The following is a 16,175-nucleotide window of genomic DNA, read 5'->3' on the forward strand; positions in this document are numbered from 1 at the left end:
CCACCACTGCTGGTTCGCGTCGCCGGAGGCGGGATGCGGCAGGGAGGCGCCGTGGGCGACCGGGCAGCCGCCCTGGGTCGCGTCCTCGCTCACCTGGCCGAGGGTGGTGGTCTCGTCATGCTGGGAGGCCATGATCGTCCTTTCGTCAGAGGGTGGAGTGGGGGAGGGTGGTGTCCTCGGCCGCACAGGCGGGGCAGCGGCCCCAGTAGTAGACCTCGGCCTCGTCGATCGCGAAGCCGTGGTCCTCGGGCGCGCTCAGGCACGGCGCGGATCCGGTGTGGCAGGGGACGTCCACGAGGGCGCCGCAGCCGCGGCACACCAGGTGGTGGTGGTTGTCATGAGCGTCGAGCTCATAGCGTGCGGTGGAGCCCGCCGGCTGCAGGGACCGCACGAGCCGCGCCTCGGTCAGGGTGTGCAGGGAGTCGTACACGGCCTGGTGGGAGACGGTGGGCTGGCCCTCGCGGACGGCGGTGAGCACGTCGGCGGCATCCGCGTGCGGGTGCTCGCGCAGGGCGGCGAGCACACCGAGGCGGGGGCGCGTGACGCGCAGGCCGGCCGCGCGCAGCAGGGCTGCGTCGTCCGAGGCCTCCTTCAGTGCTGTGCTCATGGTCACCACCCAACCGCCTTTTCTTGAGTCAGTCAAGAAAACGTCGGGTCCGTGTCCGGTGGCCGGACGGTGACGCCGGGGCGTCCGCCCGGTGCCCCGCCCCCGTTTCCCGACGTCGGCGCCTCGCCGCGGCCGTCCGCCGCACCCGGGCCGTTCCCCCTGGTCAGCCCAGGGCCCTACAGTCGCAGTCTCGGGCCGTGCACCTGCGGCCCCCGACGTCGTCTCCAGGAGGCTCGCCATGCCCGTGCACCGGGTCCGTTTCGCATCCGTCCGCTCACAGCGTGATCCGTCCGCGCCCGCCCCGTCCGTCGACGCCCGCGAGGCCGCTGAGGAGCGGCTGCTGGAGGCGCTCGCCGAGGCCGCCGGTGCGGACGAGCCTGTGACCGCGTTGGCCGCCATCCTCGAGGACGCGGACCCGGCGGAGCTGCCGCTGACCGGAGCCGGGCGCACCCGAGCCCAGTGGGAGATCCTCGCGACCCTCGGTGCCCGCAGCCTGGCGGCCGCCCGGGTGTTGGAGCCGCACCTGGACGCCCTCTCGATCCTGGCGCAGGCCGACGTCCCGGCCCCGTCGGGCCTGCTGGGCGTGTATGCGTCCGAGTCCGGCGGCGTGACCCTCACCGCCACCCGGCTCACCAAGCACGACGACGGCTCGGACACCTGGCGCCTGGACGGCACGAAGCCGTGGTGCTCGCTGGCGGCGGACTGCACCTCCGCCGTGGTGACCGCCCGGCGGCAGGACGACGGACGTCCGCAGGCGTTCCTGGTGGACCTGCGCCACCCCGGTGTGGACGTGGGGGAGCCGGCCTGGCCGGCCCTGGGCCTGCGGGCCGTGACCACCGGTCCAGTGGCCTTCGATGCCGTCCCGGCCGTGGAGGTCGGCGGTCCCGAGTGGTATCTGCAGCGCCCCGGCTTCGCCTGGGGCGGCATCGGGGTGGCGGCCTGCTGGTTCGGCGGCGCCGTGCATGCGGCACGCACCCTGCGTGCCCAGCTGCACCGCCGGCAGGCGCGAGCGGACGAGGGCCGCGGCACGGGACCGGACCAGATCGGGCAGGCCGCGTACGGCCGGGTGGACCGGCTGCTGCGCGCAGCCGCCGTCGTGCTGGGCGCCGCCGCGGACGCCGTGGATGCCGGGGAGCTGGACCACGCCTGCGGCATGGTGGAGGCGGACCGCGTCCGCGGGACCGTGGCGCAGGTCTGCACCGAGGTCCTGCAGACGGTGGGCGAGGCCACCGGTCCGGGGCCGCTGACCCAGGACGCCGGGCACGCCCAGATGGTGGCGGACCTTCAGGTCTACCTGCGCCAGCACCACGGAGACCGGGACGACGCCCGCCTCGGCGCCGCCCTGCTCGAGGACGAGCACACCGGAGCCGAGGCCTGGTGGTGAGCTTCTCGCATCTGGACGACGGCACCGCCGAGTCCGCGTGGGAGGAGGCCGGGATCGCCGACCTGCCACTGCTGCGTCTGCCCCCGCTCGACCGCACCTGGCTCGTGGTGGTGGCGGTCGCCCATCCGGACGACGAGACCCTCGGCGCCACGGGACTGATCCGCACGGCCCTGCGCGCCGGTGCACGGGTGGAGCTGGTGGTGGCCACCGCCGGCGAGGCCTCCCATCCGGACTCGCCCACGCACACCCCGGAGCGGCTGCGCGCCCTGCGCGGTCCGGAGCTCGAGCACGCCGCCGACGCCTTGGGCGGGGACGCTCGGGACCGGCTCCGCGTCCGTCGCCTGGACCTGCCGGACTCGCAGGTGGCAGCCCATGAGGCAGAGCTCCGAGGCGCCGTGGCGGAGCTGGTCGCGGCGCATCGGCCCGGCCCGGTCCTGCTCGTGGCCCATGACCGCACGGACGGCCACGCGGACCACGACGCCGTCGGCCGGGCCGTCGGGGCGCTCGCCGCGCAGGAGCACCTGCCGCTGTGCGAGTTCCCGCTGTGGTTCTGGCACTGGGGAGCGCCGGAGGCCCTGCCCTCCCGCCGCTACCGCCGGCTGCCCCTGAGCGACCAGGACCGGCGGGCCCGCCGGGACGCCCTGGCCGCGCACGCCTCCCAGGTGGCACCGCTCTCGGACGCCCCCGGCGACGAGGCGATCCTGTCCCCGCAGATGCTCACGCACTTCGACCGCGCATTCGACTGCGCCCGCTATTCCGGCCCGGACGAGCACGACGCCTACCGCGCCGAGGCCGTGTTCGACCGCCTCTACGCCGGCGCCGAGGACCCGTGGCGCTACCTCTCCAGCCCCTATGAGCGGCGCAAGCGGGCGCTCACCCTTGCCCTGCTGACGCGCCCCCGGTATGGGCGGGTCATGGAAGCCGGCGCCTCGATCGGTGTGCTCACCGCCGAGCTCGCCGACCGGGCGGACGAGGTCGTGGGGCTGGAAGCCTCCCCACTGGCCGTCGAGCGGGCGCAGGCCCGGCTCGACGGACTGCCGCACGCGGAGGTCCGGCGGGCGGTGCTGCCGGAGCAGTGGCCGCAGGAGCCCGCACCGCTCGACCTCGCCGTGGTCTCCGAGATCGGCTACTTCCTGCAGCCGGAGGAGCTCGACGAGCTCGTCGACTGCATCGACCGGGACATGGCACTGGATGGCGAGGTGCTGGCCTGCCACTGGCGTCAGCCCGTGCAGGGCTGGCCCCTGGACGGTGACGACGTCCACGCCCGTCTCGCTGCGGACCCCCGCTGGCGGATGGTCGCCGAGCACCTCGAGGCGGACGTCCGCCTGGCCCTGCTGGCCCGCGCCCACACGGCTGACCATGCCGTCGTGGTGGTCCCCGCGAAGGACGAGGAGGCGGACCTGCCGGACTGCCTGGAGGCCCTCACCGCCACGGTGGACCGCTGGGAGGAGCAGCACGCGCAGGGGTCCGCGGCCGTCGTCGTGGTGGCGGACCGGTGTACGGATCGGACGGTGGAGATCGCCCGCGCGAAGGCGCAGGAGGACCCCCGGTTCCATGTTCTCGAGCTGGGCGCGGACACCCCGGGGCGGCCGAGCGTGGGCCGTGCCCGTGATGTGGGTGCCCGGCACGGCCGCAGCCTGTTCCCGGACGTGCCGGGCGAGCGGCTGTGGGTCGCATCCACGGACGCGGACACCCGCGTGCCCCCCGGCTGGCTCACGGGGCTGGCCGTGCTCGGCACCGGCGTGGACGTGGAGGATCCGCGCGGGGCCCTCGTGCTGGGCACCGTGGACCTCGCCGGCGCCGACCCCGCGCTGCGGCAGGCCTGGGCCGCCGAGTACGAGCACCGCGAGGGACACGGCCACGTGCACGGGGCCAACATGGGCCTGACCTGGGCGCAGTACGAGGCGCTCGGCGGTGTATCGCACTGCGCTGAGCACGAGGACGTCCGCCTGGCCGAGGCCGCGCGGGCGCACGGCGTGCCGGTGGTGGCGACGGACCGGGTACGGGTGGCGACGTCCGCGCGCCTGGACGGGCGCTCGCCCGGCGGGTTCGCCGGCTACCTCGCCGGCCTGCCAGTGGACTGAGCCCCGTCCTACCTTCCCGACGACGGCCCCGCGCCGCGCCGTCCGCCGCGCCCGGGCCGTCGGGCGTCAGGCGCGTGCGGCCTCCAGCTGGGCGGCAAGGGCGAGCAGCTGGGTCTCGGCCCCGGGGCGGCCGATCACCTGCACGGACCAGCTCAGGCCCTCCTCGCTCCGCAGCACGGGCACGGAGGCCGCCGGCAGTCCGAGCACGTTGACCATGGACGTGTACGGGGTGAACCTGCACTGCTCCGCGTAGTTCTCCTCCGGCTCCAGGGCGGTGAAGTGGCCGATCTCCGGGGGTGCGAAGGCGAGCACAGGGGTGAGGACCACGTCGTACGCGGCGAACTGGCCGCGCACGTGCCGCGCCCAGGCCGTCAGCCGGTCCACCGCGGCCTCGGTCTCCTCCTGCGGCCGTGCGCTCGCGGTGGCCAGGAAGTCGGCGGCCAGCGGGCCGAGGTGGGCCGCGGCGCCCTGAGGGAGCTCGGCCTTGAGCAGGTTGGAGGTCCACACGGCACGGAAGTCCTGGTGGTAGTCCTCGCCGTACTCCGGGGTGAACTCCTCCACGCTGTGGTCGAGCCCGGCCAGGGCGGTTGCGGCGCGGGTCATGGCGGTCAGAGCGGAATTGGCCAGGCGGATCTCCAGGGAGGGCCCGAACGGGGAAGCCGTCGTCAGCCCGAGGCGCAGGGGCCGCGGGCGCTCGCCGGCGGCAAGGGACGCGGCGTCCGCCTGCACGTCCGGCAGGGTGCGGCCGGCCAGGCCCTCGGCCGAGGTCATCACGTCGAAGAGCAGGGCGGCGTCCTCGGCGGTGTGCGCCAGCGGGCCGGCGCAGGTCAGGTTGGTGACCGTGTCCTCGGCCCGGTCCGAGGGGACGGTGCCGCGGCCGGGCTTGAGCCCGACTAGGCCGCAGGCGGCGGCCGGGATCCGGATGGAGCCGCCGCCGTCGCTGCCCGGGGCGAACGGCAGGATCCCGGCGGCCACCGCCGCGGCGGCGCCGCCGGACGAGCCGCCTGCGGAGCGCGTGAGGTCGAAGGGATTGCGGGCCGCCCCGCCGAGCGGGTTCTCCGAGTGGGAGTCCAGGCCGAACTCGGGGACGGTGGTCTTGCCCAGGGTCACGGAGCCGGCCGCGCGCAGCCGGGCCACCAGCGGGTCGTCCTGGGTGGGCACCGGCGCGGCGGCGGTGAGTGCGGAGCCGTGGCGGGTGGGCAGTCCGGCCACGTCCAGCAGGTCCTTGTAGGCCAGCGGCATGCCGATCAGCTGCCGGCGGTCGTCCTCGTCGCTGCGGAGGGCCGCGTCCGCGGCGGCGGCCTGCTCCCGGGCGCTCTCGGTGTCCAGGAGGGCGAAGGCGCCGAGGTCCGCGTTGCGCTCCGCGGCGGTCAGGGCGACCTCGACGGTCTCGGCGGCGGTGAGGGCTCCGGAGGCGAGGTCGTCGCGCAGCTGCACGGCGGAGCGGTCCATCAGGCGGGCGAGGCGATCGGGTGTGGTTGCCATGGGACCCAGCGTAGAAGGTTCCGCTGTCAGTCCGCGGCGAGCAGCCCGGCGGAGGAAGCCGCTGAGGACCTCTGTGGGGGAGGGGACGGGCCGCTGCTCGGCCGCCTGACGGCCGGTCTCCGAGACGCCCGCCGCCTGTGGCCACCGCGGCGGCGGGCCCGGCTACCCTGGCCCCATGAGCATGTTCGAGACCGTCACCGTTGACCAGATCCCCGCCGACGCCGCGATCCTGGACGTCCGTGAGGACGACGAGTTCGCCCTCGGCCGCGCCGCCGGCGCCCAGCACATCCCGCTCGGCCAGCTGCCCGAGCGCATCGACGACCTGGACCCGGACACGGACTACTACGTCATCTGCCGCACCGGCGGCCGCTCTGCCCGCGCCGCCGAGTTCCTGGTGGGCCGCGGCTACTCGGCCCTCAACGTGGCCGGCGGTTCCGACGCCTGGCTGGAGGCCGGCAAGCCGATGGAGGCCGACGGCGACGCCGAGCCGACCGTCAAGTGATCGCGCCTCTGCCGCCCGTCTCCTCTGAGGCGGGTCGGGCGCGCGCCCGCTTCACCTTCCTCGGACCCGAGGGCACCTTCACCGAGGCGGCGCTGCGGCAGATCCCCGAGGTCGCCGAGTCGGACGTGACCCCGTCCTCCTCCGTGATCTCCGCGCTGGCCGCCGTGCGCGCCGGCGACGCCGACTACGCGATGGTGCCGATCGAGAACTCCGTGGAGGGCGGCGTCTCCGCCACCCTGGACGACGTGGCCTCCGGAGACGACCTGCAGATCCTCGCCGAGGTCCTCGTGCCCATCAGCTTCGTGCTGGTCGGCCGGGAGGGCATCGGCCTGGACGAGGTCTGCCGCATCACCACCCACACCCACGCCTGGGCGCAGGTCCGCGGCTGGGCGGACGCACACCTGCCCTCCGCCGAGTTCACGCCGGCCTCCTCCACGGCGGCCGGAGCCCGCCTGTTGCTGCCGCAGCCCCACGACGACGGCACGGCCGCCCCCGCCTTCGACGCGGCGGTCTGTGCCCCGCTGGTGGCGGAGCAGACCGGGCTGCCCGTGCTGGCCGAACGCATCGAGGACACCGCCGGTGCGGTGACCCGGTTCGTGCTGGTGGGCCGCCCGGGCCCGCTGCCGGAGCCGACCGGCTCGGACAAGACCACGCTGACCGTGCCGCTGCCGGACGACCACCCGGGTGCACTGTTGGAGATCCTGGAACAGTTCTCCACCCGCGGGATCAACCTCTCCCGCATCGAGTCCCGGCCGACCGGCTCGGGGCTGGGCCAGTACTTCTTCTCGATCGACCTGGAGGGGCACCTGGCCGAGGAGCGGGTGCAGGCGGCCCTGGCCGCGCTGCACCGGATCTTCCCGGGTGTCCGGTTCCTGGGCTCCTACCCGCGCGCGGTCGAACGCATGGTGAAGGTGCCGACCCACATGAGCGATGCGGCCTACCGCTCCGGTCGGGAGTGGGTGGCAGGGCTGCTGCAGCGCTGAGCGTCAGCGGCGCAGGGCGGAGGTCTGGGCGGCCGTGTCACACGGGGGTGCAGACGTTTCTGGCCTCGGCCGATGGAGGCGGGGAAGAGTGGACTTTCGTTGGTGGAGTGGAGTCCCTAGCCTGTGGTGAAGCAAAGATCACTCCACGGGTAGGGAAAAGCGTGCGCATCAAGCAAAGCTTCATTGCGATGGCGATATCTGTGATGTTGCTCCTCTCGGTCGTTTCGCCATCGACGGCCGTCGCGGCAGATCGTCTAAGTAGCCAAGGAGCACCGGCAGAGACGATGCTCTGGGAGGCGCGTCACGAACGTGCTACCACTCGTGACCTGCGGGTGAACGCCGGTGATGTGACCGCTCAGCTGGCCACAGGCGGGCAGGCCGAGACCCAAGGGCTGAAGAGTGAAGTGGTCAAGGTCGCTCTGCGGGGTGTCGCCGGTGCGATGCGAGGTGGCGGGCAGAAGTTCGTCACCATGGCGGACGGGTTTCTGGATAAGAGGGCCGCCGACGTGATCCGACGGGACAGTGTCCGGATCGTCGATGCCATCGACGATGTGGCGAACATCCCCGATGTCGCCACGCATCAGGTCCGGTCAGAGGTATACAAACGCTTGAGCGCCATCATGGATGACGGGACCGCGAACGTCATCGCCAATGCCGTCGAGGGGGTGCTATGGGTTCTGCTGTGACAACTGAGGACGTTGCGCGTCTGGAGGCGCGTGTCGAGAGGCTCGAAGAGAAGCTGTCCGAGGCAATGGGTCTCATTCAGTCTCTCGTGGTGAGTGTCGAGTTCAACGACAAGGAGCCATTCGCTAGAGAATGTGCCGTGCACTTTATCTCAGGCGTGAAGCAAGCGGCCGTCCAGATGCAAATCGCCATCATGGAGACTCGGATGAAGGGGCAGCCGGTCGATACATACCCGGACACGATGTTCGGGCAGTTCCCGTCTGTGGTTGCCGCCAAGCGTCAAGAGTTCTCCAGTATGGACGACATGGCCGAGTCGTTGGCGCCGCTGGTGGGCAGTCGGGAGTTGGCCAAGAAACTCGTCGTCGCCTACCGGCAGCGTGGGCTCGGCCAGCAGTGAGCGTCAGCGGCGCAGGGCGTCAGCCACGGGAAGACGGGTGGCCTTCCACGCCGGCAGCGCCGAACCCAGTGCCGCTGTGAGTGCGGCAGCCGACAGTCCGAGGCCGAAGGCCTCCCAGGGCACCGCCGGAACGCGGTGGGCGCCGCCTTCGGGCAGCCAGAGCGGCGCGGCCAGGTGCATGAGGCCGACAACCAGGCCCACGGCCACCACGGTCACGATCACCGCGAGCAGCAGGGACGACCCCATCACCTGGATGAAGAGGTGGCTTCTCCGGGCGCCGAGTGCCCGGCGGACCACGAGTTCGCGTGAGCGCTCGGCGATCGAGGCCAGACCGATGTTCAACAGGCCCAGGGCGGAGACCAGGAGGGCGGCCACCGCCACGGCGGAGAACACCGCCTGCATGAAGGACAGCGACTCCCGCAGTTCACCGACGCGATCCACGCGCACAGGCTGTTCCGCACCGGGATCCACGCCCGCCGCGGCCACGGCCGCCGTGACGGCCACCGCGGCATCGGCGCCCTTCTCCGGCGGCACCACGAAGCGCAGCAGGGTCTGGGTGGAGGCCGGATCGGGCGGCTGCTGGAGTTCCCAGAGTGCCAGCGGCGCCCACATCCGCGGGGAGGCGTGGCCGTCGTCGACGATCCCGGACACCGTCAGGCGGGTGGGCGTGCCGCCGTCGGCCAGTGGCGTCCACACGGAGTCCCCGGGCTGCAGGCCGACCTCGGCCGCCGCTGCGTTCAGGATCACCACGGCCGGCAGGCCGGTACCGAGGTCCGGTGAGCCGGCCAGGACCGGGTAGCGGTGGAAGTCGGTGAGATTCCCGGACGTCCAGAGCGTCTCCACGGAGCGCAGGTCCGGGTCCGGAGCGTCATGGGCGCTGAGCATGAGCGGGTTCGTGGTGGAGACCTCAAGGCGTGCGGGGGCGCCCCCGAGCCGGCGGTGAGTCAGCTCTGCGGCGTCCAGAGCCTGCGTGGCAGTGGCGGGCGGGAGCGTGAGCACGTGGCTGCCGGCGATGCCGTCCTTCTGTTCGGCGGAGGCCACGAAGACATCGTCCACCACCGCGCTGGCCGCGCTGATGCCGACCACCACGAGCACGCCGACGAGCATGCTCAGGCCGGTCAGGACGGAGCGGAGGCGTTGAGCGCGCAGGTCCGCCCAGAGTGTGCCGATCATGGGCGGTCTTCCTCACGCAGCGTCCCCTCGCCGAGGCGGAACACACGGTCCATGACGCCGGCGACGGCATCGTCATGCGTCACCACCACCAGGCAGCGTCCTTCATGCCGGGCCGTGGCCACGAGCATGTCCAGCACGCGGGCACCGGTCTGTTCGTCCAGCGCTCCGGTGGGCTCGTCAGCGAGCACCACGGCCGGCTCCAGCAGCAGGGCGCGGGCGATCGCCACCCGCTGCTGCTCTCCCCCGGACAGACGCAGGGGCAGGTCCTGGCCGCGTCCACCCAGTCCGACGGCGTCCAGCAGATCTTCTGCCCGGCGCCGGACCCTGCCGCGCCGGCCGCCGGCCACGTCCCGCGGCGCATACGTGGCCGGCACCAGGACGTTGTCCAGGACGCTCAGATGGGGAATGAGGGAGTAGTTCTGGAAGACGAAGCCGATGTGACGGTTCCGCAGGCGGGCGGCGTCCGCATCGGAGAGGGAGGAGACGTCCCTGCCGGCCAGTGTGATCGTGCCGTGCTCGGGACGCTGCATGAGGCCCAGCAGCGTGAGCAGGGTGGTCTTGCCGGAGCCGGACCTGCCCAGGATCGCGGCCGTCTCACCGCCTCCCACCGTCAGATCCACGTCCGTGAACAGAGTTCTCCGCCCCTGCCCCGACGGAAAGGACGCGGAGAGGCCGCGCAGCTCCAGGACGGGGACGCTCATCCGAACCCGGGCGCGGCCACGGTGACCTCGTCGCCCTCAGCGAGGCCCTCGGTGATCTCGATCAGCGTGCCGTCCGAGACGCCGAGTCCCACGGGCCGGCGTTCCACGGTGCCGTCCTTGGCCATCACGGCCACCTCGCCGCTGCCCTGGCGGCCACTGACGGCGGAGAGCGGCAGAGTCAGCACATCCTCTCGCGTCTCCAGCTGCAGCCCGACGCGGGCGGGGAGCCCGGGAACGGCCTCGGTGTCCAGGGGCAGCAGGCACAGGGCCGAGTACGGCGTGGCGGAATCCTCCTGACCCTGGCCGGCCTCCTCCGGCGCGGACACCACTCCGGCCAGAGTGCACTCCAGGCCGCCGGGGCCGCCGTCGATGGTGGTCTTGGCCGAGGTGGGGGCCGTGGCCACCCGGTAGGCCTGCTCCGCGGGCACCTGGATCTGGACGGCGAGTCCGCCATGGCGGACGACGGCGGCGGTCGCACCGCGGCCGACCCGGGTCCCCTCCGCCGCCGGCAGGTCCGCGACGATGCCGTCATGCGGTGCGGTCAGGGGGACATCGCCGACGCGCACGACCGGGGAACCGCCGGCCGTCACCGGCTCGTCCGGGGAGGTGTTGCCCAGGGAGAGGGTTCCGGCCTTCGGTGCGGCCAGGGCGTACTCCGGGCGGTCCACCACCGTTCCGGGGACGACCAGGACGGAGGCGAGGTCGCCGCGCTCGACGGTGAGGGTCTGCGGCGCTGCTTGTGCGGGGGGACCGGCAACGGACGGATCCGACGCCGGGGTGCAGCCCGACACCGCGAATGCACAGGCGAGCGCCGTGAGGAAAGGGCCAGTCTTGCCGTTCATCACGCCGTGTCCCTCACGACCCTTCGGGGCAGTTCGCCGCGACTTCCTGGCGGAACTTCGTGAGATCGCCGAGCCGGGCCTCGTCCAGGGCCTCACGCTCCGGGTTGCCGACGGAGTACTTGATCATCGGGTCCTTCAGGCCGTCCGCGAGTCGTCCCTCGGCACGGTCCCGCCGCGGGACGTCTCCGTCGTCATGGGCGCGGAGGTACTCACGTGTCCAGAAGCACGTGTAGTAGGACAGCGCCAGAACGCGGCCAGCGTCGACTCCGTACTCAGTCGGTTCCTCCGGCGGCCTCAGCTCGCCATAGGAGTCACCCTCGGGAAGCGGCAGGCGCTCGGCGTAGTCGTGGAACTCCTGCTCATAGGCGGCGAAGTCCACATACCCGTCGTCCGAGTCATCAGTGCAGCCGGTGAGGCCCACCAGAACGAGCGGCAGAAGAAGCAACGCGGTGGTGCGTGCTGTCCGCGTGGTGTCGCGGCCTCTGCGCATTCCGCCCCCCCTCCCAGAATCTGTGTCGAAGATATGAGGAGAGTATTCATCAGGGGGGGGAGCGTGGCAACTGCACTGGGCCGCCCGAGGTCGGTGGGCGCAGGGCGAAGGTGTGGCGCACCCCAGACAGGCACGTGCCCCCGCACCGCCTTCTCGGCGGCGACGGGGGCACGGGAGGTGAGGGACCGTCGTCGGGAAGCGGTGCCCTGTGCGGCCCTGGGGAGGGTCAGCGCGGCAGCATCACGGTGAGGGAGTCCGCCACCAGGCGGGCGTCGATGCCGACGACTTCTCCGGTGGAGTCGCCGTCCAGCTGGGAGACGATCGGCTTGTCGAAGCGGACCTGCACGCGGGTGCCCTGCAGGGTCTCCATCACGGGGATCTTCACACGGTGGCCCACCAGAGTGTTCGCGGCGATGCGCGCCCAGTCCAGCACGTGCCGCGGGGAGAGGACCATGACGTCCAGCAGGCCGTCGTCCGGCTTCGCGTCCGGCAGCAGCTCCAGACCTCCCTGCAAGGTGCCGCAGTTGGCCACCAGCACGGAGCGGACCTTGTAGCGGCGCGGGGAGCCTCCGTCCATGGTGATGGTGGCGTCCTGGCGGTCGCCCGGCAGGTGGCGCAGGCCCGCCTCGCCGTAGGCGATCCAGCCGGCCCTGGCCTTCAGGTCGTCACGGGTGTCCCCCATGACCTCGGCGTCCAGGCCCACGCCGCCGATCACCACGGTGGTGTGGCGGTGGCGCTCGCCGTCCTCGCCCTCGAGGCGCACGTCCAGGGTGTCGATCGTCTTGGTGGTGCCGTTCAGAGCGGCGGCGATGCATGCCCCGAAGTCCGTGATGGGCAGGTCCAGGTTGCGGGCCAGCAGGTTGCCGGTGCCCATCGGGACGATGCCCAGGCGGACGTCCGTGCCCACGAGCTGCTCGGCCACGGTGCGGACCGTGCCGTCGCCGCCGGCGGCGATGACCACCCTCACGCCGGCCGCCTTCGCATCCGCGGCCATCTGGGTGCCCGGGTCCTCCTCAGTGGTCTCCAGGACCAGCACCTCACCCATGCCCATGTCCCGGGCGGCGGCCAGCACCTGTTTGCGGACCTCGTCCGCGCGGTTCTTCACCGGGTTGATCACGAGGGCGACCTCGTGCCGTCCGGCGGCGTCCCCGGACTGCTCGTCCACCTGGGTCTTCAGCTGGTCCACCCGGTCCACCAGCAACTGGCGCTCAGAGCGCAGCCGCTCGACCTGCTTGCTCAGCCGCCGGACGCGCACGTGGTTCCACACGAGCACCACGCAGACCGCCGCCACGGCGACGAGCGCGATGACGGCGAGGACCATCTCCAGGGGGGTCTCACTGTTCATATCTCGATTCTAGGAAGCCGTGCTGTGGGCAGGGTGTCCTGCCCGGCCACCGCTAGTCTGGAGGGGTGATCGACGTCAAGCACCTCATCGAGAACCCGGACCAGTACCGCGCCTCCCAGGAAGCCCGCGGGGCGGACGCCGCAGCCGTGGACCGCATGATCGAGGCGGACAGCTCCCGCCGCGCCTCCATCGCGAGGTACGAGGAGCTGCGTGCCGAGCAGAAGTCCTTCGGCAAGAAGGTCGCGCAGGCGCAGGGCGATCAGAAGCAGGCCCTGCTGGCCGAGGTGAAGGAGCTGGCCGCCCAGGTGAAGGCCGCCGAGGCCGCCGCCGGCGAGGCCGAGGCCGCTCTGGCCGAGGAGCAGCGTTCCTTCCCGAACCTGATCGTGGAGGGCATCCCGTCCGGCGGCGAGGACGACTTCGCCGTGCTCAAGGAGGTCGGCACCCCGCGGGACTTCGCCGCGGAGGGCTTCGAGCCCCGCGACCACCTGGAGATCGGCGAGCTGATCGGCGGCATCGACATGGAGCGCGGCGCGAAGGTCTCCGGCGCCCGGTTCTCCTTCCTCAAGGGCGTGGTGGCACGGCTGGAGCTGGCCCTGATGCAGATGGGCCTGGACCTGGCGGTCGAGCACGGCTTCACCATGGTCATCCCGCCGACCCTCGTGCGTCCGGAGACCATGCAGGGCACCGGCTTCGACGTCCAGCACGACGACGAGATCTACCGTCTCGAGCGCGACGACCTGTACCTTGTCGGCACCTCCGAGGTGGCCCTGGCCGGCTACCACGCGGACGAGATCCTCGACCTCTCCGACGGCCCGATCCGCTACGCCGGCTGGTCCACCTGCTACCGCCGCGAGGCCGGCTCTGCGGGCAAGGACACCCGCGGCATCATCCGCGTCCACCAGTTCAACAAACTGGAGATGTTCGTCTACACCACCGTGGAGGAGGCCGAGGCCGAGCATCAGCGGCTCCTCGAGTGGGAGGAGCAGATGCTCGCGAAGATCGAGGTCCCCTACCGCGTGATCGACACCGCCGCCGGCGACCTCGGCCTCTCCGCCGCCCGCAAGTTCGACTGCGAGGCCTGGGTCCCCACCCAGGGCACCTACCGCGAGCTGACCTCCACCTCCAACTGCACCACCTTCCAGGCCCGCCGCCTGAACACCCGCGAGCGTGTGGTGAAGGAGGACGGTTCCAAGGGAGGCACCCGCATGGTCGCCACCCTCAACGGCACCCTGGCCACCACCCGCTGGATCGTGGCGATCCTGGAGAACCACCAGAACCAGGACGGCTCCGTGACCGTCCCGGAGGCCCTGCGCCCGTACCTGGGCGGGATGGAGCGGTTCGAGCTCGTCTGAGCCCGCGTCGAGCCGGCGTGTCCCGCAGAGTTCACCGGTGCGCCACCGGCGCTTCCGCCGCGAGCGGCGTGCTGTCCGCCGGACCTGATTGGATGGGGGACATGATCACGAAGATGGTGTGCCTGGATGTGGACGGAACGCTCGTGGACCATGACGGGCGGATGCATGACCGCGTGCGGGAGTCTGCGAAGGCCGTGGTGGCCGCTGGCCACCACGTGGTGATCGCGACCGGCCGCTCCCGCGGCGCCACCCTCCCGGTGGCCGAAACGCTCGGCATCGACCGTGGCTACGTGGTGTGCTCCAACGGCGGCGTCACCCTGCGCCTGGATCCGGAGCTGGAGGAGGGCTACGAGGTCACGGACCTGCGCACATTCGATCCGCGTTCGGTGCTGCGGAGGCTGCGTGAGCGCCTGCCCGCGTCCAAGTACGCGATCGAGCTGCCGGACGGCTCGTTCCTCGGCACCGAGCGGTTCCAGGACATGTCCTTCGGTGTGCGCTCCGAGGGGGTCCCCTTCGACCGGCTGCTGGATCAGACGGCCGTGCGCCTGGTGGTGTTCTCCACGGACTCCTCCGCCGAGGAGTTCGGCCGGGCAGTGGAGGGCATCGGCCTGTCCGGGGTGGCCTACTCGGTGGGCTGGACCGCCTGGCTGGACATCGCCGCCGCCGGCGTCACCAAGGCCTCCGGGCTGGAAGCGCTGCGCACCGTGCTGGGCGTGTCCCAGGAGGACACCGTGGCGGTGGGCGACGGCCGCAATGACGTGGAGATGCTCCGCTGGGCCGGCCGCGGCGTGGCCATGGGGCAGGCTCCCGAGGAGGTCGTGGCCGCCGCGGACGAGGTGACCGGCCACGTGGACGACGACGGCCTGGCCGACGTCCTCGACTCCCTCCTCTGAACCCCACCCGGACGTTTTCGTTCGGGAAACAGTCGAGTCCCCGGGCACTTTCGTGCGGGAAACAGTCGAGTCCCCGGGCACTTTCGTGCGGGAGACCGTCGGGTTACCGCGCGGAAGACGTTCGCTCGGGACCCGGGCCGGTCGAGAGCGCCCCTCGGGGGTCAGACGGCCGCCGGCTCCCACATCCGCCCCGGCACCTCAGCCCGCCTCCGGCAGGGCGACCTCGTCCGCGAGCGCGAGCAGGCGGGCGGCGGCCGGCCGGCAGGCGTGCTCCTCTGTCCAGAAGGAGCGCTGCACGGCCTGGGAGACGGCCTGGGTGGTGATGCCCAGCTCGGCGGCCACGAGCTTCTGCTGACCGCGCACACCGGGGACCATCAGGTCCAGCACGCGCCACTCGGCGTCCGTGCGGGTCCACACCAGCTGACCGATCAGCCGCAGCACGGCCTCGGCCTCGGCTGCGGCCTCCGCGTTCCGGGCTGACACGGCCACCGGGATGCGCTGGCCGTGGGCGGCGGCCTCCACCGCCTGGCGGGCGGCCACCAGGCCCGGGCCGGTGACGTCCTCGAGGTCCTGTGAGTCCGGAAGACCCGGGGTGCCGTCTGCGGCCAGCAGCGGTCCGACCCCCACGCCGACGTTCCAGCGCCGCTCCCGCACCGCCCGCAGCGCCACGTCCACGGCAGTGTGCGGGTCCGCGACCACACCGATCAGCTCGTCCCCCACGGAGCGCTGGAACGGCAGCAGGGTGTCCACGTGGCGGAGCCGGCGGATCAGCTCGTCCACCATGTCTCCGACCTCGCGGGAGTCACGCTGGTTCACGGTCAGGACGTACATGCCCTCCATCCTGCCAGCCGGCTCGACTCCCGCCGGGGAACCCGGCCGTCTGCCCCACGCAGACGACCGCCCGGCCCCACAGTGGACGGTGTGGGGCCGGGCGGTCGTTGCCGGGGGTGCTGTCAGGCGCCGCGCCGGCCGGCCAGGATGATGCCGCCGCCGGCCAGGGCGATCACGCCGAGCCCGCCGATGGCCCACGGCAGGATCCCACCGATGCCGCCGGAGTCCTGGGACTCGGCCGCCTGCACGTCCGCCTCGGTGTCCTTGTCCTTCTGCTCATCGGTTCCCGACGACGGCTCCTCGCCGTCCTCGGATCCGCTCGCCTCGGACGGGGACGGCTCGGATTCCTCCTCACGGTCGGTGTCGTCCGACTCGTCCGAGGACTCGGCGCTCTCCTCTGCCTCGTCCGAGGGGTCCGAGGA

At 72.5% G+C, this 16,175-nt stretch carries 16 protein-coding genes and 1 pseudogene; 8 read left to right on the plus strand and 9 right to left on the minus strand.

Going from position 1 to position 16,175, the window contains the following annotated elements; genetic code table 11:
* Window positions 1–145: 145 nt before the first annotated feature.
* Window positions 146–607 (minus strand): Fur family transcriptional regulator, encoded by a 462-nt coding sequence (locus MLY01S_RS10060; protein WP_067191714.1) that lies wholly within the window; start codon window positions 605–607, stop codon window positions 146–148.
* A 238-nt stretch (window positions 608–845) separates the two neighbouring features.
* Between MLY01S_RS10060 and MLY01S_RS10065 the strand changes: the two genes are divergently transcribed.
* Together MLY01S_RS10065 and MLY01S_RS10070 are read left to right on the plus strand one after the other, a co-directional pair.
* Window positions 846–1,991, plus strand: a complete 1,146-nt coding sequence (locus MLY01S_RS10065) for an acyl-CoA dehydrogenase family protein (RefSeq protein WP_070637365.1) — start codon at window positions 846–848, stop codon at window positions 1,989–1,991.
* Complete coding sequence (locus MLY01S_RS10070; RefSeq protein ID WP_067191715.1) at window positions 1,988–4,075, plus strand: PIG-L family deacetylase; 2,088 nt, start codon at window positions 1,988–1,990, stop codon at window positions 4,073–4,075. Before MLY01S_RS10065 ends, MLY01S_RS10070 begins: the two co-directional genes overlap by 4 nt.
* A gap of 66 nt (window positions 4,076–4,141) precedes the next feature.
* Here the strand turns inward: MLY01S_RS10070 and MLY01S_RS10075 are convergent, their stop codons facing one another.
* Window positions 4,142–5,560 (minus strand): amidase, encoded by a 1,419-nt coding sequence (locus tag MLY01S_RS10075; RefSeq protein WP_067191696.1) that lies wholly within the window; start codon window positions 5,558–5,560, stop codon window positions 4,142–4,144.
* A 175-nt stretch (window positions 5,561–5,735) separates the two neighbouring features.
* Between MLY01S_RS10075 and MLY01S_RS10080 the strand changes: the two genes are divergently transcribed.
* From MLY01S_RS10080 to MLY01S_RS10095, 4 genes are all read left to right on the plus strand, one after another.
* Window positions 5,736–6,062, plus strand: a complete 327-nt coding sequence (locus MLY01S_RS10080; RefSeq protein ID WP_067191697.1) for a rhodanese-like domain-containing protein — start codon at window positions 5,736–5,738, stop codon at window positions 6,060–6,062.
* Entirely contained in the window at window positions 6,059–7,045 is a 987-nt protein-coding gene (pheA, locus tag MLY01S_RS10085) for a prephenate dehydratase (protein ID WP_245232094.1), read from the plus strand. The genes MLY01S_RS10080 and pheA overlap by 4 nt, the downstream gene beginning before the upstream one ends.
* Window positions 7,046–7,206: 161 nt before the next feature.
* Window positions 7,207–7,731 (plus strand): YqxI family protein, encoded by a 525-nt coding sequence (locus MLY01S_RS10090; protein ID WP_135103268.1) that lies wholly within the window; start codon window positions 7,207–7,209, stop codon window positions 7,729–7,731.
* The gene (locus MLY01S_RS10095; RefSeq protein WP_135103269.1) at window positions 7,716–8,126 is read left to right on the plus strand and encodes a hypothetical protein; all 411 of its coding nucleotides are present in this window, start codon (window positions 7,716–7,718) and stop codon (window positions 8,124–8,126) included. The genes MLY01S_RS10090 and MLY01S_RS10095 overlap by 16 nt, the downstream gene beginning before the upstream one ends.
* 3 nt (window positions 8,127–8,129) lie before the next feature.
* Here the strand turns inward: MLY01S_RS10095 and MLY01S_RS10100 are convergent, their stop codons facing one another.
* The 5 genes from MLY01S_RS10100 to MLY01S_RS10120 all read right to left on the minus strand — a co-directional run bounded on the left by MLY01S_RS10100 (window position 8,130) and on the right by MLY01S_RS10120 (window position 12,677).
* Window positions 8,130–9,299, minus strand: a complete 1,170-nt coding sequence (locus MLY01S_RS10100) for an ABC transporter permease (protein WP_067191702.1) — start codon at window positions 9,297–9,299, stop codon at window positions 8,130–8,132.
* Window positions 9,296–10,000: an ABC transporter ATP-binding protein gene (locus MLY01S_RS10105; protein ID WP_067191704.1), complete on the minus strand. Its 705-nt coding sequence runs from the start codon at window positions 9,998–10,000 to the stop codon at window positions 9,296–9,298. The genes MLY01S_RS10100 and MLY01S_RS10105 overlap by 4 nt, the downstream gene beginning before the upstream one ends.
* Window positions 9,997–10,842, minus strand: a complete 846-nt coding sequence (locus tag MLY01S_RS10110; protein WP_067191706.1) for an efflux RND transporter periplasmic adaptor subunit — start codon at window positions 10,840–10,842, stop codon at window positions 9,997–9,999. The genes MLY01S_RS10105 and MLY01S_RS10110 overlap by 4 nt, the downstream gene beginning before the upstream one ends.
* Window positions 10,843–10,855: 13 nt before the next feature.
* Complete coding sequence (locus MLY01S_RS10115) at window positions 10,856–11,332, minus strand: hypothetical protein (RefSeq protein WP_067191707.1); 477 nt, start codon at window positions 11,330–11,332, stop codon at window positions 10,856–10,858.
* A gap of 226 nt (window positions 11,333–11,558) precedes the next feature.
* The gene (locus MLY01S_RS10120; protein WP_135103270.1) at window positions 11,559–12,677 is read right to left on the minus strand and encodes a diacylglycerol/lipid kinase family protein; all 1,119 of its coding nucleotides are present in this window, start codon (window positions 12,675–12,677) and stop codon (window positions 11,559–11,561) included.
* A gap of 65 nt (window positions 12,678–12,742) precedes the next feature.
* Here MLY01S_RS10120 and serS point away from each other — a divergent pair, with 65 nt between their 5' ends.
* Window positions 12,743–14,029 (plus strand): serine--tRNA ligase, encoded by a 1,287-nt coding sequence (gene serS, locus MLY01S_RS10125; RefSeq protein ID WP_067191709.1) that lies wholly within the window; start codon window positions 12,743–12,745, stop codon window positions 14,027–14,029.
* A gap of 101 nt (window positions 14,030–14,130) precedes the next feature.
* Window positions 14,131–14,922 (plus strand): Cof-type HAD-IIB family hydrolase, encoded by a 792-nt coding sequence (locus MLY01S_RS10130; RefSeq protein ID WP_067191710.1) that lies wholly within the window; start codon window positions 14,131–14,133, stop codon window positions 14,920–14,922.
* A gap of 198 nt (window positions 14,923–15,120) precedes the next feature.
* Here the strand turns inward: MLY01S_RS10130 and MLY01S_RS10135 are convergent, their stop codons facing one another.
* Window positions 15,121–15,753, minus strand: coding sequence for a hypothetical protein (locus MLY01S_RS10135; RefSeq protein ID WP_067191712.1), 633 nt, complete (start codon window positions 15,751–15,753; stop codon window positions 15,121–15,123).
* Window positions 15,754–15,875: 122 nt separating this feature from the next.
* A pseudogene (locus tag MLY01S_RS12685) lies at window positions 15,876–16,175 on the minus strand (hypothetical protein); the annotation flags it as partial.

The sequence above is a fragment of the Micrococcus lylae NBRC 15355 genome (genome assembly GCF_001570885.1).
Taxonomy (GTDB): Bacteria; Actinomycetota; Actinomycetes; order Actinomycetales; family Micrococcaceae; genus Micrococcus; species Micrococcus lylae.

Bases quoted from the DNA above. Each gene is read 5' to 3' on its own strand.
- MLY01S_RS10060 (WP_067191714.1), bottom strand. From the start codon at position 607: ATGAGCACAGCACTGAAGGAGGCCTCGGACGACGCAGCCCTGCTGCGC.
- MLY01S_RS10065 (WP_070637365.1), top strand. From the start codon at position 846: ATGCCCGTGCACCGGGTCCGTTTCGCATCCGTCCGCTCACAGCGTGAT.
- MLY01S_RS10075 (WP_067191696.1), bottom strand. From the start codon at position 5,560: ATGGCAACCACACCCGATCGCCTCGCCCGCCTGATGGACCGCTCCGCC.
- MLY01S_RS10080 (WP_067191697.1), top strand. From the start codon at position 5,736: ATGAGCATGTTCGAGACCGTCACCGTTGACCAGATCCCCGCCGACGCC.
- MLY01S_RS10095 (WP_135103269.1), top strand. From the start codon at position 7,716: ATGGGTTCTGCTGTGACAACTGAGGACGTTGCGCGTCTGGAGGCGCGT.
- MLY01S_RS10100 (WP_067191702.1), bottom strand. From the start codon at position 9,299: ATGATCGGCACACTCTGGGCGGACCTGCGCGCTCAACGCCTCCGCTCC.
- MLY01S_RS10105 (WP_067191704.1), bottom strand. From the start codon at position 10,000: ATGAGCGTCCCCGTCCTGGAGCTGCGCGGCCTCTCCGCGTCCTTTCCG.
- MLY01S_RS10110 (WP_067191706.1), bottom strand. From the start codon at position 10,842: ATGAACGGCAAGACTGGCCCTTTCCTCACGGCGCTCGCCTGTGCATTC.
- MLY01S_RS10115 (WP_067191707.1), bottom strand. From the start codon at position 11,332: ATGCGCAGAGGCCGCGACACCACGCGGACAGCACGCACCACCGCGTTG.
- MLY01S_RS10120 (WP_135103270.1), bottom strand. From the start codon at position 12,677: ATGAACAGTGAGACCCCCCTGGAGATGGTCCTCGCCGTCATCGCGCTC.
- MLY01S_RS10130 (WP_067191710.1), top strand. From the start codon at position 14,131: ATGATCACGAAGATGGTGTGCCTGGATGTGGACGGAACGCTCGTGGAC.
- MLY01S_RS10135 (WP_067191712.1), bottom strand. From the start codon at position 15,753: ATGTACGTCCTGACCGTGAACCAGCGTGACTCCCGCGAGGTCGGAGAC.